Origin of the sequence: Streptomyces incarnatus, assembly GCF_001027185.1 — a bacterium.
Lineage (GTDB): Bacteria > Actinomycetota > Actinomycetes > Streptomycetales > Streptomycetaceae > Streptomyces > Streptomyces puniciscabiei.
The window spans coordinates 2,550,522-2,576,638 of record NZ_CP011497.1 but is presented as its reverse complement, the minus strand read 5'-3'; the positions used below and the strand labels follow the sequence as shown (position 1 = coordinate 2,576,638).

At 71.0% G+C, this 26,117-nt stretch carries 19 protein-coding genes and 2 pseudogenes; 15 read left to right on the top strand and 6 right to left on the bottom strand.

Features of this window, described 5'->3' with window-relative positions; genetic code table 11:
• Positions 1-173: 173 nt before the first annotated feature.
• Positions 174-593, bottom strand: a complete 420-nt coding sequence (locus ABB07_RS11260) for a GntR family transcriptional regulator (protein ID WP_341845881.1) — start codon at positions 591-593, stop codon at positions 174-176.
• A gap of 208 nt (positions 594-801) precedes the next feature.
• On the opposite strand from ABB07_RS11260, the gene ABB07_RS11255 reads away from it, so the two are divergent.
• The 4 genes and pseudogenes from ABB07_RS11255 (at position 802) to ABB07_RS11240 (ending at position 4,240) form a co-directional block, all read left to right on the top strand.
• On the top strand, positions 802-1,176 hold the full coding sequence (locus ABB07_RS11255; RefSeq protein WP_208898597.1) for a hypothetical protein: 375 nt from the start codon (positions 802-804) through the stop codon (positions 1,174-1,176).
• Between the two features lie 295 nt (positions 1,177-1,471).
• Positions 1,472-2,808: pseudogene (gene repSA, locus ABB07_RS11250) on the top strand (replication initiator protein RepSA).
• Entirely contained in the window at positions 2,805-2,999 is a 195-nt protein-coding gene (locus tag ABB07_RS11245; RefSeq protein ID WP_031167282.1) for a helix-turn-helix transcriptional regulator, read from the top strand. Before repSA ends, ABB07_RS11245 begins: the two are co-directional and overlap by 4 nt.
• Positions 2,999-4,240 (top strand): annotated as a pseudogene (locus ABB07_RS11240) (tyrosine-type recombinase/integrase). Before ABB07_RS11245 ends, ABB07_RS11240 begins: the two are co-directional and overlap by 1 nt.
• Before the next feature lie 20 nt (positions 4,241-4,260).
• Here the strand turns inward: ABB07_RS11240 and ABB07_RS11235 are convergent.
• Positions 4,261-5,370 (bottom strand): CAP domain-containing protein, encoded by a 1,110-nt coding sequence (locus ABB07_RS11235; RefSeq protein WP_425264810.1) that lies wholly within the window; start codon positions 5,368-5,370, stop codon positions 4,261-4,263.
• Between the two features lie 602 nt (positions 5,371-5,972).
• Here ABB07_RS11235 and ABB07_RS11230 point away from each other — a divergent pair.
• The 4 genes from ABB07_RS11230 to ABB07_RS11215 all read left to right on the top strand — a co-directional run bounded on the left by ABB07_RS11230 (position 5,973) and on the right by ABB07_RS11215 (position 12,342).
• Positions 5,973-6,254, top strand: a complete 282-nt coding sequence (locus ABB07_RS11230; RefSeq protein WP_069778503.1) for an acylphosphatase — start codon at positions 5,973-5,975, stop codon at positions 6,252-6,254.
• Between the two features lie 381 nt (positions 6,255-6,635).
• Positions 6,636-6,839, top strand: a complete 204-nt coding sequence (locus tag ABB07_RS11225; RefSeq protein ID WP_031167290.1) for a hypothetical protein — start codon at positions 6,636-6,638, stop codon at positions 6,837-6,839.
• 246 nt (positions 6,840-7,085) lie between these two features.
• Complete coding sequence (gene smc / locus ABB07_RS11220) at positions 7,086-10,724, top strand: chromosome segregation protein SMC (protein ID WP_208898595.1); 3,639 nt, start codon at positions 7,086-7,088, stop codon at positions 10,722-10,724.
• Positions 10,725-10,923: 199 nt separating this feature from the next.
• The gene (locus ABB07_RS11215) at positions 10,924-12,342 is read left to right on the top strand and encodes a sugar porter family MFS transporter (protein ID WP_208898594.1); all 1,419 of its coding nucleotides are present in this window, start codon (positions 10,924-10,926) and stop codon (positions 12,340-12,342) included.
• 117 nt (positions 12,343-12,459) lie between these two features.
• Here ABB07_RS11215 and ABB07_RS11210 read toward each other — a convergent pair whose 3' ends face one another.
• Together ABB07_RS11210 and ABB07_RS11205 are read right to left on the bottom strand one after the other, a co-directional pair.
• A complete protein-coding gene (locus tag ABB07_RS11210; RefSeq protein WP_208898593.1) occupies positions 12,460-12,819 on the bottom strand; it encodes a hypothetical protein in 360 nt (119 codons plus the stop codon).
• A 53-nt stretch (positions 12,820-12,872) separates the two neighbouring features.
• Positions 12,873-13,844, bottom strand: coding sequence for an LLM class flavin-dependent oxidoreductase (locus ABB07_RS11205; protein WP_208898592.1), 972 nt, complete (start codon positions 13,842-13,844; stop codon positions 12,873-12,875).
• Positions 13,845-13,981: 137 nt separating this feature from the next.
• Between ABB07_RS11205 and ABB07_RS11200 the strand changes: the two genes are divergently transcribed.
• Entirely contained in the window at positions 13,982-14,185 is a 204-nt protein-coding gene (locus ABB07_RS11200; RefSeq protein WP_208898591.1) for a hypothetical protein, read from the top strand.
• Between the two features lie 5 nt (positions 14,186-14,190).
• On the opposite strand, the gene ABB07_RS11195 is transcribed toward ABB07_RS11200, so the two are convergent.
• Positions 14,191-15,678, bottom strand: coding sequence for a cytosine permease (locus tag ABB07_RS11195; protein ID WP_208898590.1), 1,488 nt, complete (start codon positions 15,676-15,678; stop codon positions 14,191-14,193).
• A gap of 171 nt (positions 15,679-15,849) precedes the next feature.
• Here ABB07_RS11195 and ftsY point away from each other — a divergent pair, with 171 nt between their 5' ends.
• Positions 15,850-17,055 carry a signal recognition particle-docking protein FtsY gene (ftsY, locus tag ABB07_RS11190; protein ID WP_208898589.1) on the top strand — a complete coding sequence of 402 codons (1,206 nt, stop codon included), beginning with the start codon at positions 15,850-15,852 and terminating at the stop codon, positions 17,053-17,055.
• A 122-nt stretch (positions 17,056-17,177) separates the two neighbouring features.
• Here the strand turns inward: ftsY and ABB07_RS11185 are convergent, their stop codons facing one another.
• Positions 17,178-17,840, bottom strand: coding sequence for a bifunctional DNA primase/polymerase (locus ABB07_RS11185; protein ID WP_208898588.1), 663 nt, complete (start codon positions 17,838-17,840; stop codon positions 17,178-17,180).
• 490 nt (positions 17,841-18,330) lie between these two features.
• On the opposite strand from ABB07_RS11185, the gene nsdA reads away from it, so the two are divergent.
• From nsdA to ffh, 5 genes are all read left to right on the top strand, one after another.
• Positions 18,331-19,809, top strand: coding sequence for a transcriptional repressor NsdA (gene nsdA / locus ABB07_RS11180; RefSeq protein WP_208898587.1), 1,479 nt, complete (start codon positions 18,331-18,333; stop codon positions 19,807-19,809).
• Positions 19,810-20,211: 402 nt separating this feature from the next.
• A complete protein-coding gene (locus tag ABB07_RS11175) occupies positions 20,212-21,555 on the top strand; it encodes an ammonium transporter (protein WP_208898586.1) in 1,344 nt (447 codons plus the stop codon).
• Positions 21,552-21,890 (top strand): P-II family nitrogen regulator, encoded by a 339-nt coding sequence (locus ABB07_RS11170; protein WP_030990174.1) that lies wholly within the window; start codon positions 21,552-21,554, stop codon positions 21,888-21,890. Before ABB07_RS11175 ends, ABB07_RS11170 begins: the two co-directional genes overlap by 4 nt.
• 29 nt (positions 21,891-21,919) lie before the next feature.
• A complete protein-coding gene (locus ABB07_RS11165) occupies positions 21,920-24,361 on the top strand; it encodes a [protein-PII] uridylyltransferase (RefSeq protein WP_208898585.1) in 2,442 nt (813 codons plus the stop codon).
• A gap of 123 nt (positions 24,362-24,484) precedes the next feature.
• Positions 24,485-26,035: a signal recognition particle protein gene (gene ffh, locus ABB07_RS11160; RefSeq protein WP_208898584.1), complete on the top strand. Its 1,551-nt coding sequence runs from the start codon at positions 24,485-24,487 to the stop codon at positions 26,033-26,035.
• The last annotated feature ends 82 nt before the right edge of the window (positions 26,036-26,117 follow it).

Here is a 26,117-nt window from a genome sequence, read left to right as displayed (position 1 = left end):
GGGCGGCGCGCCGGCGACCGGCCGGCGCCGCCGCGCTGTGCGCGGCACCTTCGATCTGTGATCGGACTGCTTGCAGTTCAGGAGGCCGGGAGCAACGGCGAGCGAAGCGAGCCCTTGATGAGGTAGAGAAACCTGTAACCGGCTCTAGTTGGTGCGGCTTGGTGCAGCGGGGTTCAGCTGCTCAGTCGGTACTCGAGGACGTAAGAGCCAGCGTCCAAGAGCATCTGATTGACCTCGACCGGTCGGTCCTCGGCCGTGTACGCGATGCGGCAGATCTCGACCACAGGCGTCCCGGAGGTTAGCCCAAGGGCCGTTCGCTCATCCTCGCTGGGCATGCGTGCACGCAGCTCCTCGCTGAAGCGCACCGGCTCAGCGCCGAGTTCGGCAAGTCGGGCGTAGCTTCCTCCCGGGCCGGTGTCTTCTTGCGCGATGGCTGTGCCTCGTACGAGTTCGGCGGGAAGGTATGACGTGGCCATCTGGACGGGGGGATCCTCGACCACGAACTTTCGGCTTCGGACGATGACAGGAGCGCCCGGCTCCAGATTCAGGCAGCGGCCGACCTGCCGGGGTGCCTCAGTCTCGTAAACCTGCACGTCAGTAACCAGGGGGCGCTGGGCAACGTCCGCAGACCAGATGGACTGTCCTGCTGACCACCGAGACTTAGCCAGTCGGTCATTCGCTACACGCCGGATCGGTCGGTCTCCCTAGGGAGGTTGTGCTCCCTGAAGCAGCAAGAAGGGGCGACGCCCTACCGCCAAGCAGACGCGCCGCCCCTCGTGTCCCTCGAAGGGAGCTTCCATCATGCCCGCAAAGTCCACCGGCACGCTCGTGTCGTTGTCCCCGGCCCCGTTAGCTCACCTGCCGTCCGTGGCGCTGGTGCTCGCCCTGTACGCATCGGACTACGTCCACGAGCGTCGGCCGGACCTTGAGAAGGTCGCGGCGTTCATGGTCGACGGCGCCAATCGCCTGGGTCTCGCCGACCTCATGACCAGCACATGCCATCTCGTGGCCTTCTGGCAGATGTGCGAGGACGACGCATCCACTGACGAAGCTTGGGCAGCTCACTACAAGCGGTTCGACAACTACCGGATCGTCCACTGCACTTTGACCAAGGGGCAGATGTCGACGGTGCGGCGTCACCTGCGCACCATGGCGGCTGAGGCGGTGGCGGCATGAGCCTGTTCCCCTCGTGCCTGGACCTGCTGGACCGTCCGACCAGGTGCCCCGGTTGCCGTGCTCACGCGCCCGGGTGGGTCCGCATGTCGGTGGACGGGCTGAGCGTGCTGACCCACGACGGTGACCGGATCTGCCCGGCTGACCCAATCTTCGGCACGTCGGCGGTGAGGGCGCTCCCCGTCGCCTTGCCCGTGGCCGCCGTGGAGGTGGCTGCGTGACGGTCTTTCCCGTCGCCCCTGAGGCCGTGGCCGGTGCTGCGGCCTCCCTGGGCACTGACCCGATCACCCTCGCCGACATGCTGCGGGTGGCCAACTCGCCCGGCTTCGACCGCTGGCAGGAACAGATCCGCCGCACGGGCGGCTGCGCCCACCCGATCCGCCTGCGGGGCGAGACCGTCACCCGCGACACCAAGACCGGGGACGTCCTCTACTCCTACAGCACCGAGCAGGAGCCGGGCGGTATGCTCCGGGTCGCCTGCGGCAACCGGCGGGCCTCCCGCTGCCCGGCCTGCGCCTGGACGTACGCCGGAGACCCTACCACCTGATCCGGGCAGGGATCACCGGCGACGAACTCAAGGACGTCCCCGCCACCGTCCGGGATCACCCGCGCGCCTTCGCCACCCTCACGGCCCCGTCCTTCGGCCCCGTGCACAACCGGCCCGACTCTGGCCATTGCCGCTGCGGCATCCAGCATGCCGACGGCGACCCCGCCTTGGGCACGGCGCTCGACCCGGAGCGCTACGACTACGCGGGCGCAGTGCTGTGGAACAACTACGCCGGGGACCTATGGCGGCGCTTCACTATCTACCTCCGCCGCGAGATCGCCGCCCGTGCGGGCCTGACGCAGACGGCCTTACGGGAGGTGTGCCGAGTCTCCTTCGGCAAGGTCGCCGAGTTCCAAAAGCGCGGCTCTGTCCACTTCCATGCCGTGGTGCGGCTCGACGGCCCGGACGGCCCGGACGCCACCCCGCCGGCATGGGCCACGGTCCGCCTCCTGGACGACGCCATCAAGGCCGCCGCCGCCCGCGTCTCCATCCCGGTCCCCGCCCCCGGTGACCACCAGGCACGCACCCTGCGCTGGGGTTCCCAGGTCGACGTGCAACCTATCGGCGCCCTCGGACATGAGGAACTGACCGAACAGGCCGTCGCCTCCTACGTCGCCAAGTACGCCACGAAAGCCGCCGAGACCACCGGCACGGTAGACCACCGCATCGGGGAGCTTTCCGAACTCGACCGCTTGCCGCTGCCCGACCACACCCGACGCCTGATCGAAGCCTGCTGGGACCTGGACGACGCCTACCCGGAACGGCTGCTGGCCCGCTGGGCTCACATGCTCGGCTTCCGCGGCCACTTCTCCACCAAGTCCCGCCGCTACTCCACCACCCTCGGCGCCCTCCGCCAGGTCCGCGCCGACTACCGCGCCCGGCAGGAACGCCGCGAACGCGGGCTCTCCGAAGACCTCGACGACACGGAGGGCTGCACGCTCGTACTCGCCCACTGGACCTACGCCGGACAGGGCCACACCCCCGGCGAATCCTGGCTGGCTGCCTCGATCGCCCGAGACATCCGGCTGAACCGGGAAACAGCACGCGAAGCGCTGGCCGACCTGGACGACTGGGAGGTGTGCGCATGAAGCGCCCGCTGCCTTCCCGCTACCTGACGCCGATCGACGTTGCTGACCTGCTCGGCGTGCCAGTTGAGACCGTCTACCAGTGGCGGCGCAAGGGCACCGGCCCCCGTGGCTTCCGCGTCGGCCGGCATCTCCGCTTCGACCCGGAGGACGTGCGCGCCTGGGTCGAGTCCCTGATGGAAGGGGCCGCCTGATGGCCGGACATATCCAAGACCGCTGGTACAAGACAGAGCCAGGGCCGGACGGCAAGCGTCGCAGGGTGAAGACCGAACGCCATGGCGTCGGCCTCCGCTACCGGGCTCGCTACGTCGGGCCGGACGGATCCGAGAAGTCCAAGAGCTTCCCGGACAAGCAGAAGCGCAAGGCGGAACAGTGGCTGGCCAACATCGAGGCCGACATGTCGCGCGGCGACTACGTCGATCCTGACGCTGGCAAGGTCACGTTCGAGCAGTACGCCACGGAGTGGATGGCCACGCAGATCACGGACCCGCTGACCCGTGAGTCCGTGGAAAGCCGTCTGCGACTGCACGCGATCCCGTATCTGGGCACGCGGCCGTTGGCGTCGTTCACCCCGTCGCACCTTCGCCTCTGGCTGCGGACCCTGGAGGATCGTGGGCTGTCCGCCGGGTACCGGCGCGGCATCTACGCCCATGTCTCCACGGTCTTCACCGCTGCCGTCGAGGACCGGATCATCCGGACCAACCCGTGCAGCGCTCGGTCTGTGCGCGCGCCGCGCCTGGAGCCTCGCAAGGTCAAGCCGTGGCCTGCCGAACGAATCATGGCCGTGCGCTCGGCGCTGCCGGACCGCTATCAGGCCCTCGTCAACCTCGCAGCCGGGTGCGGCCTGCGTCAGGGCGAGGCCTTCGGCCTGGCCGTTGAAGACGTGGACTTCCTTGGGGGGTGGTGCACGTCGTACGGCAGGTCAAGCTGCTGCGGCTGTCCCGGCCGGTGTTCGCCCCGCCGAAAGGTGGCAAGGAACGTGATGTTCCTCTGCCTGAGTCCGTCGCCTTCGCGCTGGCCGGTCATCTCAAGCGCCACCCGGCCGTGAGGATCACGCTGCCGTGGAAGACCCTCGACGGTCCTCCCGTCACGGCATCGCTGATTTTCACCGGCCCCATGGGGCTGCCGCTGGATCGGAACCGCTTCAACGACCGCGTGTGGCGGCCGGCACTTCGGGCGGCGGGCGTTGAGACTGGGCGGGACAACGGCATGCACGCGCTGCGGCACTTCTATGCCTCGGTGCTGCTGGACGCGGGGGAGAGCATCAAGGCTCTCAGTGAGTACCTGGGCCACCACGACCCCGGCTTCACGCTGAGGACGTACACGCACCTGATGCCGTCGAGCGGGTCCCGGACCCGGGCCGCCCGTGGATCGTGTCTTCGCCGCCGACGAGCCCACGGTTGACGGCCCGGACACGGCCCAGGAGGGTGCTTAGCCGTCTGACCTGCGGTTATCTCAATACCCGAAGTCCTGCGTCCACCAAGGCCCGCCCGGGCCGAAGTGGACGCCGACGCCCAGGGTCTTGAAGTCGCAGTTGAGGATGTTGGCGCGGTGGCCGGGGCTGTTCATCCAGGCCTGCATCACGGCCGCCGCGTCGGCCTGGCCGCGGGCTATGTTCTCGCCGCCGAGGTCGGTGATCCCCGCTGCCGCGGCCCGGTCCCACGGCGACTTGCCGTCCGGGTCGGTGTGGTCGAAGAAGTCCCGCGCCGCCATGTCGTCGCTGAACGACTCGGCCAGCCCGGTCAGCGCGGAGTTCGCGGCCAGCGGGCTGCAGCCGACCTTCGCCCGCTCCTCGTTGACGAGCCTGAGCACCTCTGCCTCCGCCGCCGCCGTGTCCGCCCTCGACACCGCAGCCGGTGCGGAACCCGCCGGCGCGGCCTTGGACGCCGTGGCCGCCGGGGCCGCCTTCGACGGGGCGGACGCGGTCGCCCGCGGCGTCGGCGTCCCCGTTGCCGTCTTCGACGGGGTGGGCGTGGGGGAGGCCGACGGGGCCGCCGGCTGGGACGCGGAGGCGGACGGGCTCGAGGCGGACGTGCTGGGGGCCGATGTGATCGGGGCGGAAGGGCTCGGGGACCGGGAGGAGCCGGACGCCGGGCCGGCGCCGCCCTTGGGATCGTCGGCGGTGCCGGAGGTGCCGCCCTGCTCGGCGGCCGTGTTGCTGGGCGTGGGGGCCGCCTGCACCCGGGCACCGCCGGTGGTGTGCGTGTCGCCGCCGAGCCGGTAGTTCTGCAGACCCGGCACCACCCCGGTGGCCACCGCGGCCGTACCGAGGGCCACGGCCGCGGACACCCCGAGCAGGCCCGTGCGCACCGGCCGCGCGCCCTTCCTGCGGCGCCGGTGGCCGGAGGAGGCGCCGTCGGCAGGAGTGAAGCCACCGCCCCCGGAGCCGCCGGGGCCGTCGTGCTCCGCCGCGAACAGATAGGCGTGCGCCTTGGCGGTCGCCTCGGCGTAGGCCATTGGCTGCAGACCGGTCGCCGGCGTGTGGAACTCCGGGTTCAGATACGGCGCGATGCCCCGCGGCGCCTGTTCGCGCCGGACGATCTCGGTCCGCCCGCGCCGGACGATCTCACCCGGGTACGACTCCCGCCGGGCCCCGGCCGCGAACCCACCCTGCTGGGCGCCACCCGGGTAGGAGCCCCGCCGGGCCTCGGCCAGGTACGAGTCCTGCCGGGTGCCGCCCTGGTACGAGTTCCGCCAGGTTTCGCCAGCGTGCGAGTCCCGCTGGGCGCCACCCGGGTAGGAGCCCCGCCGGGCCTCGGCCGGGTACGAGTCCTGCCGGGTGCCGCCCGGGTACGAGTTCCGCCAGGTTTCGCCAGCGTGCGAGTCCCGCTGGGCGCCGCCCGGGTACGACGAGTCCTGCCAGGCCTCGCCCGTGAACGAGTCCTGCGGGGTGCCGCTCCCGGTCCGCGAGCGCTGCGGGTGGGTGACCCCCGTGGCGCGGCCCGTGGCGGCGCGGCCGGCGGCGGAGCGTCGGTGGCGTCCCATGTCCTGGCCCTCTTCCTCGTCCTCGCGGTCGGCCGGCGCCTGCGCGGCCGGTGACTCCCCATGGCCAACCCGACTCACTCGATCGAGTGAGTTTCATATGAGATGCATGGGGCTCGGGACGCTACCGCATGCCGTCGGCGCGCGATGTGAACCGAGCGACATCGGCCGGTTAGGTTGCACCCATGAGCGAGGATGTACGGCTGGTCGCCTGGGTGCGAGGACGCGTCCAAGGTGTGGGTTTCCGCTGGTTCACGCGGGCCAAGGCACTGGAGATCGGCGGCCTGAGTGGTTTTGCTCTCAATTTGGCCGACGGTCGCGTCCAGGTCGTCGCGGAGGGGTCGCGCGAGGGCTGCGAGGGGCTGCTGGACTGGCTCCAGGGCGACGACACGCCCGGACACGTGGACGGAGTCACCGAGATCTGGGACACACCCCGCGGCGGCTACGACGGCTTCGCCATCCGCTGAGTCGTTTCTGTAAAGGCGCGCAGGCCGGCGCACGGGGAGCTGCCGGGGGCACATGCGCTCAGCAGAAACGACCTGGTGGTTGCCAAGAACGGCCCGGCATGGCAGGCTCCGCAGGAACAGCTGATCGCCACGCCCTGAGGGCCCCGGAAGACTCGCAGCGCCGCCACTTTTTCGGCCGCGCGCCCCGGTTTGCCCGCCAATACAGGGCGTGATCGTGTTGACCGTCAAACTTTTTGGTGAGACGCTGAAAGCCCCGCGCACCTTAGCTGTTTGGCATGGAGCAACAGCAGAGCAACACCCGGATGTGCCAAGCACCGCGGGTGCTATCCCTCACGACCCACACCGCATCGGTCGGTCACTCATTGTGGAGGACCATCCATCATGGCAAAGGCGCTTCTCGGTTACGTCGGCGGCTCCGACCCTCGACTCCTCGCCGAGATGCGACGGCTGCAGCAGCGCGTACAGGACCTGGAGTCCGAGCTCGTACGGATCCAGGCGGAGAACGAAGCGCTCTCGGCTGCCGCCTCTCAGGACAGGATCATGGAGAGCATCGACGCACACCAGGCGGAGCCTGCGCTCACCTGATCACTGCATCAGCTCCACGACAGCAGTCGCAGTGGTTGGGCTGCCCGTAATCAACCGCTCAGTTGATCGGACGACCGCAACCCGGCCGTCAGAGTTGCAAGGGACGCTTCGGCGTCCCTTCTTTCTTGCCCCGCGCATCCTTTCACCCTCTTTAACGTACGGTGTGCCCTGCCTGTTCATTGGCGAAACCGCGCGGTTGCGAGGGTTCATGGAGTGAGATAGCGGCGCCCGGTAGAGTCCAGCGGCGTGCACCTCAAGGCCCTGACCCTGCGCGGGTTCAAGTCGTTCGCCTCGGCGACCACGCTCCGGTTCGAGCCGGGCATCACGTGTGTGGTCGGCCCGAACGGCTCGGGCAAGTCCAATGTCGTGGACGCGCTCAGCTGGGTCATGGGCGAACAGGGCGCCAAGTCCCTGCGCGGCGGCAAGATGGAGGACGTCATCTTCGCCGGCACCACCGGCCGCCCCCCGCTGGGCCGCGCCGAGGTGTCCCTGACCATCGACAACTCCGACGGCGCGCTGCCCATCGAGTACGCCGAGGTCACCATCACGCGGATCATGTTCCGCAACGGCGGCAGCGAGTACCAGATCAACGGCGACACCTGCCGCCTCCTGGACATCCAGGAACTCCTCTCCGACTCGGGCATCGGCCGGGAGATGCACGTCATCGTCGGCCAGGGCCAGCTCGACTCGGTCCTGCACGCCGACCCGATGGGCCGCCGCGCCTTCATCGAGGAGGCGGCCGGCGTCCTCAAGCACCGCAAGCGCAAGGAGAAGGCGCTGCGCAAGCTGGACGCGATGCAGGCCAACCTCGCGCGCGTGCAGGACCTGACCGACGAACTGCGCCGCCAGCTCAAGCCCCTGGGCCGCCAGGCCGCCGTCGCCCGCCGGGCCGCCGTCATCCAGGCCGACCTCCGCGACGCCCGCCTGCGCCTGCTCGCCGACGACCTGGTGCGGCTGCGCGAGGCGCTCAAGGCCGAGATCGCGGACGAGGCGGCCCTGAAGGAGCGCAAGGAGGCCGCCGAACAGGAGCTGAAGAAGGCCCTGCACCGCGAGGCCCTCCTGGAGGACGAGGTACGGCAGCTCACCCCGCGCCTCCAGCGCGCCCAGCAGACCTGGTACGAGCTCTCCCAGCTGGCCGAGCGGGTCCGCGGCACGGTCTCGCTGGCCGACGCACGAGTCAAGAGCGCGACGTCCGCGCCCCCCGAGGAGCGGCGCGGCCGCGACCCCGAGGACATGGAGCGGGAGGCCGCCCGGATCCGTGAGCAGGAGGCCGAGCTGGAGGCGGCCCTGGAGGCGGCCCAGCACGCCCTCGACGACACCGTCGCGCACCGCGCCGAGCTGGAGCGGGAGCTGGCCGCCGAGGAACGCCGGCTGAAGGACGTCGCCCGCGCCATCGCCGACCGCCGCGAGGGCCTGGCCCGCCTGTCCGGCCAGGTCAACGCGGCCCGCTCCCGTGCGGCCTCGGCGCAGGCCGAGATCGACCGCCTGGCCACGGCCCGCGACGAGGCACAGGAACGCGCGGTGCGCGCCCAGGAGGAGTACGAGGCCCTGAAGGCCGAGGTCGACGGCCTCGACGCCGACGACGCGGACCTCGCCGAACGGCACGAGGCCGCCAAGCGCGGGCTCACCGAGGCCGAAGCCGCGCTGACCGCGGCCCGCGACGCCCTCACCGCCGCCGAGCGCACCCGCGCCGCGACCCAGGCCCGCCACGAGGCGCTGGCGCTGGGCCTGCGCCGCAAGGACGGCACCGGCATACTCCTCGGCGCCCGCGACCGCCTCACCGGCGTCCTGGGCCCGGCGGCGGAACTCCTGACGGTCACCCCGGGCTACGAGGTCCCCCTGGCCGCGGCCTTCGGCGCGGCGGCCGACGCGATCGCGGTGTCGACCCCGTCCTCGGCGGCGGAGGCGATCCGTCTGCTGCGCAAGCAGGACGGCGGCCGGGCGGCACTGCTGCTGGCAGGTGACATGGAGCCGACGCCGGAGGACGCGCACCAAAGGGGCGCGGGGCTGTGTCCGACATGCGGCTACCGCCGCGTGGGCGCGCTCAGCCACGACGTACCCGCAGACGAACGACTGCCCGGCACCCCCCTCTTCGCCACCGATCTGATCCGTGGCCCCGCCGAACTGATGCCCGCCGTCCGCCGCCTCCTGCGCGGCATCGTGGTCGTAGGCACCCTGGAGGACGCCGAAGACCTCGTCCACGCGCACCCGGAATTCACCGCGGTCACCGCCGAAGGCGACCTCCTGGGCGCCCACTTCGCACACGGCGGCTCCGCCGGCGCCCCGAGCCTGCTGGAGGTGCAGGCCTCCGTCGACGAGGCCGCGGCCGAACTGGCCGAACTGGCGGTGCGCTGCGAGGAGCTGGCCGAGGCACAGCGGGCGGCGGCGCAGCGGCGTACCGAGGCGGCCGCCGTCGTGGAGGAGATCGGAGAGCGCCGTCGCGCGGCGGACCGGGAGAAGTCGGCCGTCGCCCAGCAGCTCGGCAGGCTCGCCGGACAGGCGCGGGGCGCCGCCGGCGAGGCCGAGCGGTCGGCCGCGGCCGCCGCACGCGCGCAGGAGGCGCTGGAGAAGGCCGTGCAGGAGGCCGAGGAGCTGGCCGAGCGGCTGGCGGTCGCCGAGGAGATGCCGGTCGAGGAGGAGCCGGACACCTCCGTGCGCGACCGGCTAGCCGCCGACGGGGCCAACGCCCGGCAGACCGAGATGGAGGCCCGGCTCCAGGTCCGTACCCACGAGGAGCGGGTGAAGGGGCTCGCCGGGCGGGCCGACTCGCTCGACCGGGCCGCCCGCGCGGAACGCGAGGCACGCGCGCGTGCCGAGCAGCGCCGCGCCCGGCTGCGGCACGAGGCGGCCGTCGCGGAGGCCGTCGCCTCCGGCGCCCGGCAGCTGCTCGCGCACATCGAGGTGTCCCTCGCCCGCGCCGCGCAGGAACGCACCGCCGCCGAGGCGGCCAAGGCGCGGCGCGAGCAGGAGCTGACCGCCGCGCGCACCGCCGGACGCGACCTCAAGGCCGAACTCGACAAGCTCACCGACTCCGTTCACCGCGGCGAGGTTCTCGGCGCCGAGAAGCGGCTGCGCATAGAGCAGCTGGAGACCAGGGCGCTGGAGGAGCTGGGTGTGGAGCCGGAGGGGCTGGTGGCCGAGTACGGGCCGCACCAGCTCGTGCCGCCCTCGCCCCCCGCCGAGGGCGAGGTGCTGCCGGACGACCCCGAGCACCCGCGCAACCAGCCGAAGCCCTTCCACCGCGCCGAACAGGAGCGGCGGCTCAAGGCCGCCGAGCGGGCGTACCAGCAGCTCGGCAAGGTCAACCCGCTGGCGCTGGAGGAGTTCGCGGCGCTGGAGGAGCGGCACAAGTTCCTCAGCGAGCAGCTGGAGGACCTGAAGAAGACCCGCGCCGACCTGCTGCAGGTGGTGAAGGAGGTCGACGAGCGCGTCGAGCAGGTCTTCACCGAGGCCTACCGGGACACCGCCCGCGAGTTCGAGGGCGTCTTCAGCCGGCTCTTCCCGGGCGGCGAAGGGCGGCTCGTCCTCACCGACCCCGACAACATGCTCACCACCGGTGTGGACGTCGAGGCGCGCCCGCCGGGAAAGAAGGTCAAGCGGCTCTCCCTGCTGTCGGGCGGCGAGCGCTCGCTGACGGCCGTGGCCCTGCTGGTGTCGATCTTCAAGGCGCGCCCCAGCCCCTTCTACGTCATGGACGAGGTCGAGGCGGCCCTGGACGACACCAACCTCCAGCGGCTGATCCGGATCATGCAGGAGCTGCAGGAGGCCTCGCAGCTGATCGTGATCACGCACCAGAAGCGCACGATGGAGGTCGCCGACGCGCTGTACGGCGTGTCGATGCAGGGAGACGGCGTCTCCAAGGTCATCTCCCAGCGCCTTCGTTAGCCAACCATTCAAGATCAACTGACTCTGTGTTCAAGAACTGAACACAGAGCACTCGGGCATATCGAAAAACTCACAGCACCTGAACTATTGACTTCGAAACTTGAAGGCATAGTCTCTGCAACGTTGCTTTTACCTTCAGGTCTCACCTGTAAGGGCTCTACCCCCACCGGCAGCGTTGCCGTGGCCCGAGGAGATTCACGTGACCAGCACCACGCAGGCACCTCAGTCAGGAGCCAGGACGGCTCAACCCGATCATCTCGGGCACGTCATCTTCATCGCGGCGGCCGCCGCCATGGGCGGTTTCCTCTTCGGCTACGACAGCTCCGTGATCAACGGCGCGGTCGAGGCCATCCGTACCAAGTACGACATCGGCTCCGCGGCCCTCGCCCAGGTCATCGCCGTCGCGCTGATCGGCTGTGCCGTCGGCGCCGCGACCGCCGGCCGGATCGCCGACCGGATCGGCCGCATCCGCGTCATGCAGATCGCCGCGGTCCTCTTCGTCGTCAGCGCCGTCGGCTCCGCGCTGCCCTTCTCCCTGTGGGACTTCGCCTTCTGGCGCGTCGTCGGCGGCTTCGCCATCGGCATGGCCTCCGTGATCGGCCCCGCCTACATCGCCGAGGTCGCCCCGCCCGCCTACCGCGGCCGGCTCGGCTCCTTCCAGCAGGCCGCGATCGTCGTCGGCATCGCCGTCTCCCAGCTGGTCAACTGGGGCCTGCTCAACGCCGCCGGCGGCGACCAGCGCGGCCACCTGATGGGCCTGGAGGCCTGGCAGGTCATGCTCGGCGTCATGGTCGTCCCGGCCGTCCTCTACGGCATGCTGTCCTTCGCGATCCCGGAGTCCCCCCGCTTCCTGCTCTCCGTCGGCAGGCGTGAGCGCGCCAAGGAGATCCTCGCCGAGGTCGAGGGCAAGGACGTCGACCTGGACGCCCGCGTCGCCGAGATCGAGCACGCGATGAAGAGCGAGCACAAGTCCACCTTCAAGGACCTGCTCGGCGGTGGTTTCTTCTTCAAGCCGATCGTCTGGATCGGTATCGGCCTGTCGGTCTTCCAGCAGTTCGTCGGCATCAACGTCGCGTTCTACTACTCCTCGACGCTGTGGCAGTCGGTCGGTGTCGACCCGACGGACTCGTTCTTCTACTCCTTCACGACCTCGATCATCAACATCATCGGCACCGTGATCGCGATGATCTTCGTGGACCGCGTCGGCCGCAAGCCGCTCGCGCTCATCGGCTCCGTCGGCATGGCCGTCGGTCTGGCGCTGGAGGCCTGGGCGTTCTCGTACCACCTCGTCGACGGCAAGCTCCCGAGCGCCCAGGGCTGGACCGCCCTGATCGCCGCCCACCTGTTCGTCCTCTTCTTCGCCCTGTCCTGGGGTGTGGTGGTCTGGGTCTTCCTCGGCGAGATGTTCCCGAACAAGATCCGCGCCGCCGCCCTGGGCGTGGCCGCCTCCGCGCAGTGGATCGCCAACTGGGCCATCACCGCGAGCTTCCCGTCGCTGGCCGACTGGAACCTCTCCGGCACCTACGTGATCTACACGGTCTTCGCCGCGCTCTCCATCCCGTTCGTCCTGAAGTTCGTCAAGGAGACGAAGGGCAAGACGCTGGAGGAAATGGGCTGACCAGCCCCGTGAACTCGGGGAGAAGGGCCAAGTCCCCGCTGCCCCTCTCCTCGTACCTGCCGCCGCCCCCGCACCGGCCACTGCCCGGTGCGGGGGCGGCGGTGTCGTACGCGCCGGTCACCAGATGAGAACGCGGGCGCCGAGCCGCCGGGCCCGTAGCGTCGCCGCCTCGATGTTGTCCAGGCGGCTCGCGATCCCGTACGGATGCTCGCCGAGCGCCGCGCAGATCATGTCCAGGTGCGTGCGCAACAGGGCGATCTCCTCCAGGAACCGGGGAAGCTCCTCGGTCGGGACCTCCATCCAGTCGCCGTCGAGCAGGGGAAGGTAACGGGCGCCCAGCGAGCGCACCACCTCCGATCCCCACACCTTCCACCGCCAGGACTCGAACCCGGCCGAGTCATTGCACCCCTCGGGCACGTCGAGCACCTCGAACCCGCCGTTCGGCCCGCGGACGACCACATCCACACTCAGACTCACCGTCCCAGTGGAGCACCGCCGGACCCGCCCGGACCACCGGGTATCGCCGCAGGTCAGTCGCCCAGTGCCGGAATCACCCGCTCCGCGAACAACCGCAGGCTCCGCCACCCCTCCTCCACCGGCATCCCGCCCACCAGCGGATGCAGGACGAGACTGTCGGCACCCAGCGCCACGCACTCCTGCGGGGTCAGCACCCGGTACACGCCCTCGGCGCGCAGCTCCTCCACCGTCGTGGCCGCCGACCTCACCGCCGAGCTGATCTCGCCCGACTGCCAGGAGGCGTAGGTCCGCGCCTCGTGCAGGAAGTGCTCGCCGTAGTGGGCCCACGCCCGGTCCGGGTCCTCGGCGAGGTGCAGCAGGGGAGTCTCGGCCGCGGGCATCATGACCCAGCCCTCGGTGCCGTACTCGGTGAGCTTTTCCTTGTAGTAGGACTCCAGCTCCGGCAGATGCGCGCTCGGGAAGAACGGCAGGCCGAGGCGGGCGGCCCGGCGGGCGGCGGCCCTGGAGGAGCCGCCGACCAGCAGGAGGGGATGCGGGTCGGTGTACGGGCGCGGGGTGAGCCGTACCGTCCGGCCCCGGTAGGTGAACTCCTCGCCGGACCACGCCTTCAGCAGCGTCTCCAGCACCTCGTCCTGGAGCCTGCCCCGGCGTGTGTAGTCGACGCCGAACAGGGCGTACTCCTCCGGCCGGTAGCCGATCCCGGCCACCGTCACCAGCCGTCCGCCGCTCAGCAGGTCCAGTACGGCGATCTCCTCGGCCAGCCGCAGCGGGTCGTGCAGCGGGCCGATCACCGCCGAGACGGTCACCGCGATCCGTCGGGTCGCCCCGAACACCGCCCCTGAGAAGGCGAACGGCGACGGCAGCCAGTTGTTCTCCGCGCCGTGGTGCTCCTCGGTCTGCACAGTGCTGATCCCGTGCTCGTCCGCGTACGCGGCCATCTCCAGGGCGGCCCGGTAACGGGCGGCCAGGGCGGCGGGGCCGGCGCCGGGTGCGACGAGGTTGAAACGGACGACCGTGACGGGCATGGGAAGTCCCCCTCCGGTGCGATGCGGTGGAGGGGGACGGTAGCTGACGTAGCGTCAGATGGCCATGGGGGGGCGGAGGCAGGCCCGCGGGATGAGTGACCCCGTACCCACCGAGACCCACCGAGCCATGGGCAGCCGTGCCCACCGATCCGCGGGCGGAGGCCGGCCGGAGCCGGATCGCCCGCCGGCTCGACCCGGACGACCTGCGGTGGCTCGCCCGCCACTGCTGCTGCCCGGACGACGCCGGCCAGGAGACGGCCGGCCAGGAGACGAAGGACCGCTGCTCCCGCATCCGTTTCCGGGCCGGTGCCGTCCTGCACGAGAGCGGCCCGGCCGACTGAGCCCGTCAGGCGCCGGCGGTCGCGCGCTCCTCGGCCGGCTCGGCGACCTCGGCCGGCTCGGTGGCCTCCGCAGGCTCGGTGGCCTCCGTCGGCCTGGTGACCGCCGGCTTGGGCAGCGCCAGGTACAGCAGGCCCGAGATCACGATGGTGGCAACCCAGCCGAGGCCGTACTCGCCGATGACGTTGTTCTTCGCGAGCGGGCCGGTGAACCAGTCCGAGGTCGTGAACATCAGGCCCGACACCAGGCCGATCGCCCAGGCGGCCACGGCCGCGGGGGAGAAGCCGCCCCGGTACCAGTAGGCGCTGGTGCGGGTGGTGTCCGTCATGGCGCGGCCGTCGTACTCGGTGCGGCGCAGCATGTCCGCGCCGAAGACGCCGACCCAGGCGCTGAAGGCGACCGCCAGCAGCGACAGGAAGGCGATGAACGAGCCCATGAAGCTCGTCGCCACCAGCATCAGCACACCGCCGAAGACCAGCGAGATCACGGCGTTCACCGAGACCGCCCAGTGCCGCGGCACCTTGAAGCCGAGGGTCTGCGCGGTGAAGCCCGCCGAGTACATCGACATCGAGTTGATCAGCAGCATGCCGATCAGCGCGATGAACAGGTACGGCACCGCGATCCACGTCGGCAGGATCTCGCCGAGGAAGGACACCGGGTCGGTCGCCGAGGCCAGGTCCGGCGTGGAGACCGCCATCACCGCGCCCATGAGGACCATGGGGAGCACGACGATGCCGGCGCCGCCCACCGCCGTGCCGACGATCGCCTTCGAGGACGCCGTGCGCGGCAGGTAGCGGGTGAAGTCCGGCGCCGTCGGGATCCAGCTGACACCGCCCGCCGCGATCATGCCGATACCGGTGATCACCGCGGCCGTGGAGCCGCCGCCGTGGTGCAGCACCTTCGACCAGTTCGTGTTCGCGACCAGGTAGACCAGGACCAGCACCGAGAAGACGCCGAAGAAATAGGTCGCGTACTTGTTGCACTTCTGCACGGCGTTGATGCCGAGCCCGGAGATCGCGAAGGTCGCGACGACGAAGACCAGCAGCGTCACCATGTCCAGCACGCTGTTCGCCTTGATGCCGAACAGGATGTCCAGGATGGTGAGCATCGCGTAGGCGCCGGTGACCGCGTTGATCGTCTCCCAGCCCCAGCGGGCGACCCAGATCAGCGAGCCGGGCAGCAGGTTGCCGCGCTGGCCGAAGACCGCGCGGGAGAGCGCCATGCCGGGCGCGCCACCGCGCTTGCCCGCGATGCCGATCAGCCCGACCAGGCCGTACGACACGACCGGCGCCGCCACCGCGACGACGAGCGCCTGCCAGATGTCCAGGTGGTATGCCACGACGAGGCTCGCGCCCATGGTCAGCAGCAGCACGCTGATGTTGGCGCCGACCCAGGTGGGGAACAGCTCACGGGTCTTCGCGGTGCGCTCGCGATCCGGGACCTGCTCGATACCTCGGGTCTCGAGAGCGCCTTCGGTCTCGACGGTTTTGCTCATGGAAAAGGGGCACCAGACGTGGGGGGACGGGGACGGTCGGGACTCTACGCGCGTCAACGGAGTCGCGACCATCGTACTTTGCTCCGAGTCCTTGTATTAAGTGGCGTTTGTCTCTCGGACGAAGCCACAAACGGCCTCCTGCCGTACCCCATGGCTGATACTGGACGAGTTATGGAAACCGTCATCCTTGCTGTAGTCATCGCCGTGGTCGTGCTCGCGGCGCTCGGCGGGCTGCTGGTGGGCACCCGGCGCAAGAAGCCGCTGCCTCCGCCGCCCCCGAAGGCGCCCGACATCACCGCGCCCCCGGCCGAGCCGCACATCGGCGAAGAGGCCGAGACGCCGCGCGAAGAACCGCGCCGGACCATCGAGGAGGTGGACCTCCCCGGCGGCCCCGCACCGGTCGCCGTGGAGGAGCCCCCTGCCGCCGTAGAGGCTCCCGAGATCGAGATCCCGGAGCCCACCGCAGGCCGGCTGGTCCGCCTGCGCGCCCGCCTGTCCCGCTCCCAGAACGCCCTCGGCAAGGGCCTGCTCACGCTGCTCTCGCGCGAGCACCTGGACGACGAGACCTGGGAGGAGATCGAGGACACGCTGCTCACCGCCGACGTCGGCGTACAGCCCACCCAGGAGCTGGTCGAGAGCCTGCGCGAGCGCGTGAAGGTGCTCGGCACCCGCACCCCCCAGGAACTGCGCGGCCTGCTCCGCGAGGAGCTGCTCAAGGTCGTCGGCACGGACTTCGACCGCACGGTCAAGACCGAGCCCGAGGACCGCAAGCCCGGCATCGTGATGGTCGTCGGCGTCAACGGCACCGGCAAGACCACCACCACCGGCAAGCTCGCGCGCGTGCTCGTGGCCGACGGCCGTACCGTCGTCCTGGGTGCCGCCGACACCTTCCGCGCCGCCGCCGCCGACCAGCTGCAGACCTGGGGCGAGCGGGTCGGCGCCTACACCGTGCGCGGCCCGGAGGCCGGCGACCCCGCCTCCGTCGCCTTCGACGCGGTCAAGGAAGGCAAGGAGATGGGGGTCGACGTCGTCCTCATCGACACCGCCGGCCGGCTGCACACCAAGACCGGGCTCATGGACGAGCTCGGCAAGGTCAAGCGGGTCGTGGAGAAGCACGCTCCGCTCGACGAGGTGCTGCTCGTCCTGGACGCCACCACCGGCCAGAACGGCCTGGTCCAGGCCCGCGTCTTCGCGGAGGTCGTGGACATCACCGGCATCGTGCTGACCAAGCTGGACGGCACGGCCAAGGGCGGCATCGTCGTCGCGGTCCAGCGCGAGCTGGGCGTGCCGGTCAAGCTGGTCGGACTCGGCGAGGGCGCGGACGATCTGGCGCCGTTCGAGCCGGAGGCGTTCGTGGATGCCCTGATCGGTGACTGAGGGTAGTGCATTTACCACCCACCGGGTCTGCGAGAAGCGCCCGCTCCCAAGGTGCAGTTGGGGACGGGCGCTTCGCCTTGCCCGGCGCGCGTACGCCTGATCAGGCCCGCAGCCGCGACTGATCAGGCCCGCAGCCGCGACCTGTGCGCCACATACGCCAGCGTCCCCAGCAGCAGACGCGCCGCCGGAGGCCGGGTCGCCGAGTCCAGCGCGGGTGGGCGCAGCCAGCGCACCGGGCCCAGGCCGCCCCGGTCCGAGGGCGGCGCGGTGATGTGCGTACCGGGGCCGAGGCCGCGCAGGTCCAGGGCCGAGGGGTCGTCCCAGCCCATGCGGTAGAGCAGCCGGGGCAGCTCGGCGGCGGCGCCGGGCGCGACGAAGAAGTGGGCGCGGCCGTCGGGGGTCGCGGTCACCGGGCCGAGGGGGAGTCCCATCCGCTCCAGGCGGACCAGGGCGCGGCGGCCGGCGGCCTCGGACACCTCGACCACGTCGAACGCCTGGCCCACCGGCAGCATCACCGCGGCGCCGGGGAACTCCGACCAGGCCTTGCCCGCCTCGTCCAGCGTGGCCCCGGCCGGCACCACGGGCGCGAAGTCCAGGGGATGCGCGCCCGGTGCCGGGCAGTCGGCGTGTCCGCAGCTGCAGGCGCCCGCCGCGGCCCGCGCTCCCGGCACCACGTCCCAGCCCCACAGCCCGGTGAACTCGGCGACGGCGGTGCACTCCGACGAACGGCCGCGCCGGCGCGTGCCGGAGCGGATCTCGCGGATGCCGCCGATCGTGAAGCCCATGCCCCCTCCAACGGGTCCGGCGCGCCGGTGGTTACGACACGGAACGAGACGGAAGCGGAACGTAACGCTACGGCTCCGCCTTCCCTGTGCGACGCGAGGCCAAGGCGGCGCGTTGAGGTGCAGCGAGTGGCGCATCGGGGTATTCACGCCCCCGGGTGCATCACTCCGCCCACTTCCGGCTGTCCTATGTCAAGTGAATCGCGTACGACCCACCGTGAGTTCATTCGAAGGGGTGGCGAATGGTGGCGTTTCCGGGATCCCCGTGGCTGAGCGGGTGATCGTAGGATTACTGTGAGTGTGCGAGTCCGAGCGGCATATGCATCCTTGGGTATGCCGGGGGCGAGTCGTCAGCTCGTTCGAAGGGTGAGAACCGGCGGACAAGAGGCCGTATTTACCGGCATTCTGATAAGGCTTGGCGCGTGGCGGTCTCCCTCCGGGGCGACCGGGGGTCGCGAGGGCGACACGTGGTCTCAGGGATGGGGGCGTTCCAGTGAGCGGCAACGGCGGTAGCGGGGCGAACGCTGACAAGCGCCCCAATGAGCTGCTCGGCTCGTGGTTCGTGCGCAGCGGCTGGTCCAAGGGCGAGCTGGCCCGCCAGGTGAACCGCCGGGCCCGTCAGCTGGGCGCCAACCACATCTCCACCGACACCTCGCGCGTGCGTCGCTGGCTGGACGGGGAGAACCCGCGCGAGCCGATCCCGCGCATCCTCTCGGAGCTGTTCTCCGAGCGCTTCGGCTGTGTGGTCTCCATCGAGGACCTGGGTCTGCGCGCCGCCCGCCAGTCGCCCTCCGTGTCCGGCGTCGACCTGCCCTGGACGGCCCCGCAGACGATCGCCCTGCTCGGCGAGTTCTCGCGCAGCGACCTGATGCTCGCCCGGCGCGGCTTCCTCGGCACCTCCCTCGCGCTGTCCGCCGGCCCCTCCCTCATCGAGCCCATGCAGCGCTGGCTCGTCCCGAGCCCCGCCTCGCCGGTCCCCGCCGAGCCCGAGCCCGTCCTCGACCCCCGCAGGCCCGGCCGGCTGTCCAAGCCGGAGCTGGACCTGCTGGAGTCCACCACGCGCATGTTCCGCCAGTGGGACGCCCAGTGCGGCGGCGGCCTGCGCCGCAAGGCGGTCGTCGGCCAGCTGCACGAGGTCACCGACCTGCTCCAGGAACCCCAGCCCGGGGCCACCACCCGCAGGCTCTTCAAGGTCGCCGCCGAACTGGCGGAGCTGGCGGGCTGGATGTCGTACGACGTCGGTCTGCAGCCCACCGCGCAGAAGTACTTCGTGCTCGCCCTGCACGCGGCCAAGGAGGCCGGTGACAAGCCGCTCGGCTCCTACATCCTCTCCAGCATGAGCCGCCAGATGATCCATCTCGGCCGGCCCGACGACGCCCTGGAGCTGATCCACCTCGCCCAGTACGGCAGCCGTGACTGCGCGAGCCCGCGCACCCAGTCCATGCTGTATGCGATGGAGGCCCGCGCCTACGCCAACATGGGCCAGCCGGGCAAGACCAAACGCGCGGTCCGCATGGCCGAGGACACCTTCGCCGAGGCCGACGAGTGGGACGAGCCGGACCCCGACTGGATCCGCTTCTTCTCCGAGGCCGAGCTGTACGGCGAGAACTCCCACTCCTTCCGCGACCTCGCCTACGTCGCTGGCCGCAGCCCCACCTACGCCTCCCTCGCCGAGCCGCTGATGCGCAAGGCGGTGGAGAAGTTCGCCGAGGACAGCGAGCACCAGCGGTCGTACGCGCTGAACCTGATCGGCATGGCCACCGTGCACCTGCTCCAGCGCGAGCCCGAGCAGAGCACGGACTATGCCTCCCAGGCCATGGACATCGCCAAGAAGGTCCGCTCGGAGCGTGTGAACACTCGTATCCGAAAGACGGTCGACACGGCCGTACGGGACTACGGCGACCTCGCCGCCGTGGTCGACCTCACCGATCAGCTCGCCGTCGACCTGCCGGAGACCGCCGAAGCGGTCTGACCACCCGGCTCCCCGTGCCCCGGCCGCGGCCGGCCCTCCCGAACTGCCCGACTCGGCTCCCCCACGCCAGGTCATCGGAGGCCCGCCGCGGCCGGACCCTTGTTTGCGCCCAAACCGGCGCCGCTCTCGCGGACGTGGTTGCTCGCCGTCGTGGTTCCTCAATTGATGGTTGCGGTGGTGGGCGTGATGGTTGCGTCACGATAACGATCGGCGAGCCGCGAATCCGGTGGTTCATCCAGGCGTAACACGCAGGGTGCCCTTGTCACCCCGGCGAAACAACCAGGGGCTTCCACCGAAACCGCGCTGCGTCAGTCTCGTGGCGCATAACCGGCCCACCCCACTACCCGCCGGACCGCTCAGGCACCGCCCGCACGGGGCCGTACAACCGACGAGGAGACGCCGATGGCACCAGCCATCACGCTTGCCGCGGAGGCACCCAAGCTGTCGTCCGCGAACACAGGCTTCATGCTCATTGCTTCCGCTCTGGTGCTGATCATGACGCCGGGCCTCGCCTTCTTCTACGGGGGCATGGTCCGCGTCAAGAGCACCCTGAACATGCTGATGATGAGCTTCATCAGCATGGGCATCGTCACCATTCTGTGGGTGCTCTACGGCTTCTCCCTCGCCTTCGGCACGAACAACAGCCTCATCGGCTGGGACTCCGACTGGTTCGGCCTGCGCAAGATCGGTCTGACGGAGCTGTGGCCCGGCTACAGCATCCCGATCTTCGTGTTCATGGTCTTCCAGATGATGTTCGCGATCATCACCCCGGCCCTGATAAGCGGCGCCCTCGCGGACCGCGTCAAGTTCTCGGCCTGGTCGCTGTTCATCGCCCTGTGGCTCACGATCGTCTACGTCCCGGTCGCCCACTGGGTCTGGGGCGCCGACGGCTGGGCCTACAAGCTCGGTGTGATCGACTTCGCGGGTGGTACGGCGGTCCACATCAACGCGGGTGCCGGCGCCCTCGGTGTCATCCTCGTCATCGGCAAGCGCGTCGGCTTCAAGAAGGACCCGATGCGCCCGCACAGCCTCCCGCTGGTCATGCTCGGTGCCGGTCTGCTGTGGTTCGGCTGGTTCGGCTTCAACGCGGGCTCCTGGCTCGGCAACGACGACGGCGTCGGCGCGCTGATGTTCGTCAACACCCAGGTCGCGACGGCCGCCGCCATGCTGGCCTGGCTCGCCTACGAGAAGATCAGGCACGGCGCGTTCACCACGCTGGGCGCCGCCTCCGGCGCGGTCGCCGGTCTGGTCGCGATCACCCCGTCCGGCGGCGCGGTCTCCCCGCTCGGCGCGATCTGCGTCGGCGCCATCGCCGGTGTCGCCTGCGCCGCGGCCGTGGGCCTGAAGTTCAAGTTCGGCTACGACGACTCCCTCGACGTCGTCGGCGTCCACATGGTCGGCGGCATCATCGGCTCCCTGCTGATCGGCTTCTTCGCCACCGGCAAGGGCCAGTCCGCCGCGACCGGTGTCTTCTACGGCCACCACACCTGGACCCAGCTGTGGAAGCAGTGCGCGGGTGTCGGCGCGGTCCTTGCCTACTCCCTGGTCGTCTCCGCGGTCCTCGCCTTCCTGCTGGACAAGACGATCGGCATGCGGGTCACCGAGGACGAGGAGATCTCCGGCATCGACCAGGCCGAGCACGCCGAGACCGCCTACGACTTCAGCGGCGCCGGCGGCGGCGTCATCGGTTCCGTCGCCCACGCCCCCGCCCTGGCCGGCACGCAGACCAAGAAGGTGGACGCATGAAGCTCATCACCGCCGTCGTCAAGCCCCACCGGCTGGACGAGATCAAGGAAGCCCTTCAGGCCTTCGGCGTCCACGGCCTGACGGTCACCGAGGCCAGCGGTTACGGTCGTCAGCGGGGCCACACCGAGGTCTACCGCGGTGCCGAGTACACCGTCGACCTGGTCCCCAAGATCCGCATCGAGGTGCTGGCCGAGGACGACGACGCCGAGCAGCTGATCGAGGTCATCGTGAAGGCCGCCCGCACCGGCAAGATCGGTGACGGCAAGGTCTGGTCCCTGCCGGTCGAGACGGCCGTACGGGTCCGCACCGGCGAGCGCGGCCCGGACGCGCTCTGACCACAACTTCTCAGAACGGGAGTCGCTGGGTGACGGGAACGGACGAGCGGATGGCAGAGGACTCGGGACCCAGCGGCTACGCGGCGGCCCGGCTGCGCCTCCTCACCGAGGGGGCGCGGTCCGGGCCGCCGCGCCGTGCCGCACTCGCCGAACTGACCGACGACTGGCTCGCCGGACTGTTCACGGCGGCGGCCGGAGGCCTCCCGGGGGCCTCCCTGGTCGCCGTCGGCGGCTACGGCCGTGGCGAGCTGTCCCCGCGCAGCGACCTCGACCTCCTGCTGCTGCACGACGGCTCCGATCCGAAAGCGGTGGCCGCGCTGGCCGACCGCCTCTGGTACCCCATCTGGGACCTGGGCCTCGCCCTCGATCACTCCGTGCGCACCCCGGCCGAGGCCCGCAGGACCGCCGGAGAGGATCTGAAAGTCCAACTCGGCCTCCTGGACGCCCGCCATCTCGCCGGCGACCTGGGTTTGACTTCCGGACTGAGGACGGCCGTCCTGGCCGACTGGCGCAACCAGGCCCCCAAGCGCCTCCCCGAACTGCAGGAGCTCTGCGCCGAGCGGGCCGAGCGCCAGGGCGAACTGCAGTACCTGCTGGAACCGGACCTCAAGGAGGCCCGGGGCGGCCTCAGGGACGCCACCGCCCTGCGCGCCGTCGCCGCCTCCTGGCTCGCCGACGCCCCGCGCGAGGGCCTCGCGGACGCGCGCCGGCGCCTGCTCGACGTACGGGACGCGCTGCATCTGGCCACGGGCCGCGCCACCGACCGGCTCGCCCTCCAGGAGCAGGACCAGGTGGCGGCCGAGCTGGGGCTGCTGGACGCGGACACCCTGCTGCGGCAGGTCTACGAGGCGGCGCGGGTCATCTCGTACGCCAGTGACGTCACCTGGCGTGAAGTGGGGCGCGTGCTGCGGTCGCGCGCCGTCCGTCCGCGGCTGCGCGCCATGCTGGGCGGCGGCAAGCCCGTCGCGGAGCGGTCGCCGCTGGCCGAAGGGGTGGTGGAGCAGGACGGCGAGGTGGTGCTCGCCCGCGCCGCGCGCCCCGAGCGCGACCCCGTGCTCCCCTTGCGCGCGGCGGCCGCCGCCGCGCAGGCCGGCCTCCCGCTCTCCCTGCACGCCGTACGGCGCATGGCCGCCACCGCGCGCCCCCTGCCCACGCCCTGGCCCGCCGAGGCCCGCGAACAGCTGGTCACCCTGCTCGGCTCCGGCCGGCCGACCGTGGACGTCTGGGAGGCGCTGGAGGCGGAGGGCCTGATCAGCCGCCTCCTGCCGGACTGGGAACGGGTCCGCTGCCGCCCGCAGCGCAACGCCGTCCATCTGTGGACGGTCGACCGGCACCTGATCGAGACGGCCGTCCGCGCCTCCGAGCTGACCCGCCGCGTCAGCCGCCCGGACCTGCTCCTGGTCGCCGCCCTGCTGCACGACATCGGCAAGGGCTGGCCCGGCGACCACTCGGTGGCCGGCGAGATCATCGCCAGGGACGTGGCCGCGCGCATCGGCTTCGACCGCGCGGACGTGGACGTGCTCTCCGCCCTGGTCCGCCACCACCTGCTGCTGATCGAGACGGCCACCCGGCGCGACCTCGACGACCCGGCCACCGTCCGCTCGGTCGCCGAGGCCGTCGGCACCCAGAGCACCCTGGAGCTGCTGCACGCCCTCACCGAGGCCGACGCCCTCGCCACCGGACCGGCCGCCTGGTCCTCCTGGCGCGGCCACCTCGTCACCGACCTGGTCCGGCGGGTCTCCGCCGTGCTCGCCGGAGACGCCCCCGACGAGCCGGAGCCCGCCGCGCCCACGGCCGAGCAGGAGCGGCTGGCGATCGAGGCGTACCGCACCGGCGGCCCGGTCCTCGCGCTGCGCGCCCAGACGGAACCGGCCACCGGCGAGGAACCGTCCGGCGAACCCCTCGGCGTGGAGCTGCTCATCGCCGTACCCGACCAGCCCGCCGTGCTCCCCGCCGTCGCCGGTGTCCTCGCCGTGCACCGCCTCACGGTCCGTACGGCGGAACTCCGCGCCCTGGGCCTGCCCGACGACGTCGACGACGGCTCGGTGCTGCTGCTCAACTGGCGGGTGGCCGCCGAGTACGGCTCCCTGCCGCAGGCCACCCGGCTGCGCGCCGACCTGGTCCGCGCCCTGGACGGCAGTCTGGACATCGCCGGCCGCCTCGCCGAACGGGACGCGGCCTATCCGAGGCGCCGCGGCTGGGTCGCCCCGCCGCCGAGGGTGACCGTCGCCCCGGCGGCCTCCCACCACGCCACCGTGATCGAGGTCCGCGCCCAGGACGCCCCGGGCCTGCTGCACCGGATCGGCATGGCCCTGGAGAAGGCGGGGGTGCGGGTGCGGAGCATGCACGTGTCGACCTTGGGGTCGAACGCCGTGGACGCCTTCTACGTGACGACCGGGGCGGGGGCGCCACTGCCGGGGGAGGACGCGGCGTCGATGGCCCGGGCGCTGGAGGAGACGCTGCGGGGGTGACACCGGCGGGCGCGTAACGCGTTCCCGTCCGTCGAAGGAAGCGGGCGGGGACGATTCGCTTGCCGAGCCGGATACCCTGGAAGACGCTCACCACTGCCCCCGACCTCGAGGACCGACGCCACCGTGTTCGATACCCTCTCCGACCGCCTCAGCGCGACTTTCAAAAATCTCCGCGGCAAGGGGCGCCTCAGCGAGGCGGACATCGACGCCACGGCACGCGAGATCCGTATCGCGCTCCTCGAAGCGGACGTCGCGCTCCCTGTCGTCCGCACCTTCATCAAGAACGTCAAGGAAAGGGCACTCGGCGCCGAGGTCTCGCGCGCGCTGAACCCCGCCCAGCAGGTGCTGAAGATCGTCAACGACGAGCTCGTCACCATCCTCGGCGGCGAGACCCGGCGCCTGCGCTTCGCCAAGCAGCCGCCCACCGTGATCATGCTGGCGGGTCTGCAGGGTGCCGGTAAGACCACCCTCGCCGGCAAGCTCGGCCGGTGGCTCAAGGAGCAGGGCCACTCCCCGCTGCTGGTCGCCGCCGACCTCCAGCGCCCGAACGCCGTCAACCAGCTGAGCGTCGTCGCCGAGCGCGCCGGCGTGGCCGTCTACGCCCCGGAGCCGGGCAACGGCGTCGGCGACCCGGTCAAGGTCGCCAAGGACTCCATCGAGTTCGCGAAGTCCAAGGTCCACGACATCGTGATCGTGGACACCGCCGGCCGCCTCGGCATCGACGCCGAGATGATGCAGCAGGCCGCGGACATCCGGGACGCGATCGGCCCCGACGAGATCCTGTTCGTCGTCGACGCGATGATCGGTCAGGACGCCGTCAACACCGCCGAGGCCTTCCGCGACGGCGTCGGCTTCGACGGCGTGGTGCTCTCCAAGCTCGACGGTGACGCCCGCGGTGGTGCCGCCCTGTCGATCCGGCAGATCACCGGCAAGCCGATCATGTTCGCGTCGAACGGCGAGAAGCTGGACGACTTCGACGCCTTCCACCCGGACCGGATGGCCTCCCGCATCCTCGACATGGGTGACCTGCTCACCCTGATCGAGCAGGCGGAGAAGACCTTCAGCCAGGAAGAGGCCGCCAAGATGGCCTCCAAGCTGGCGTCCAAGAAGGGGCAGGACTTCACCCTCGACGACTTCCTGGCCCAGATGGAGCAGGTCCGGAAGATGGGCAGCATCAGCAAGCTGCTCGGCATGCTCCCGGGCATGGGCCAGATCAAGGACCAGATCCAGAACATCGACGAGCGGGACGTCGACCGCACCGCCGCGATCATCAAGTCGATGACCCCGGGCGAGCGCCAGGACCCGACGATCATCAACGGCTCCCGTCGCGCCCGCATCGCCAAGGGTTCCGGTGTCGAGGTCAGCGCGGTGAAGAACCTGGTCGAGCGGTTCTTCGAGGCCCGCAAGATGATGTCCCGCATGGCGCAGGGCGGCGGCATGCCGGGCATGCCGGGGATCCCGGGCATGGGCGGCGGCCCCGGCCGGCAGAAGAAGCAGCAGAAGAAGGCCAAGGGCAAGCAGCGCTCCGGCAACCCGATGAAGCGCAGGCAGCAGGAGCTGGAGGAGGCCCAGCGCCGCGAGGCCGCCGCACAGGGCGGAGGCGCCTTCGGGCTGCCGCAGCAGGGCGGTCAGGACTTCGAGCTGCCGGACGAGTTCAAGAAGTTCATGGGCTGAGCCCCACTCGTACGTGTCGTAGGTCTCGTACGTCCCTGAGGGGCGCCCCCGGCCAAGGGGGCGCCCCTCAGCGCATGCCGAC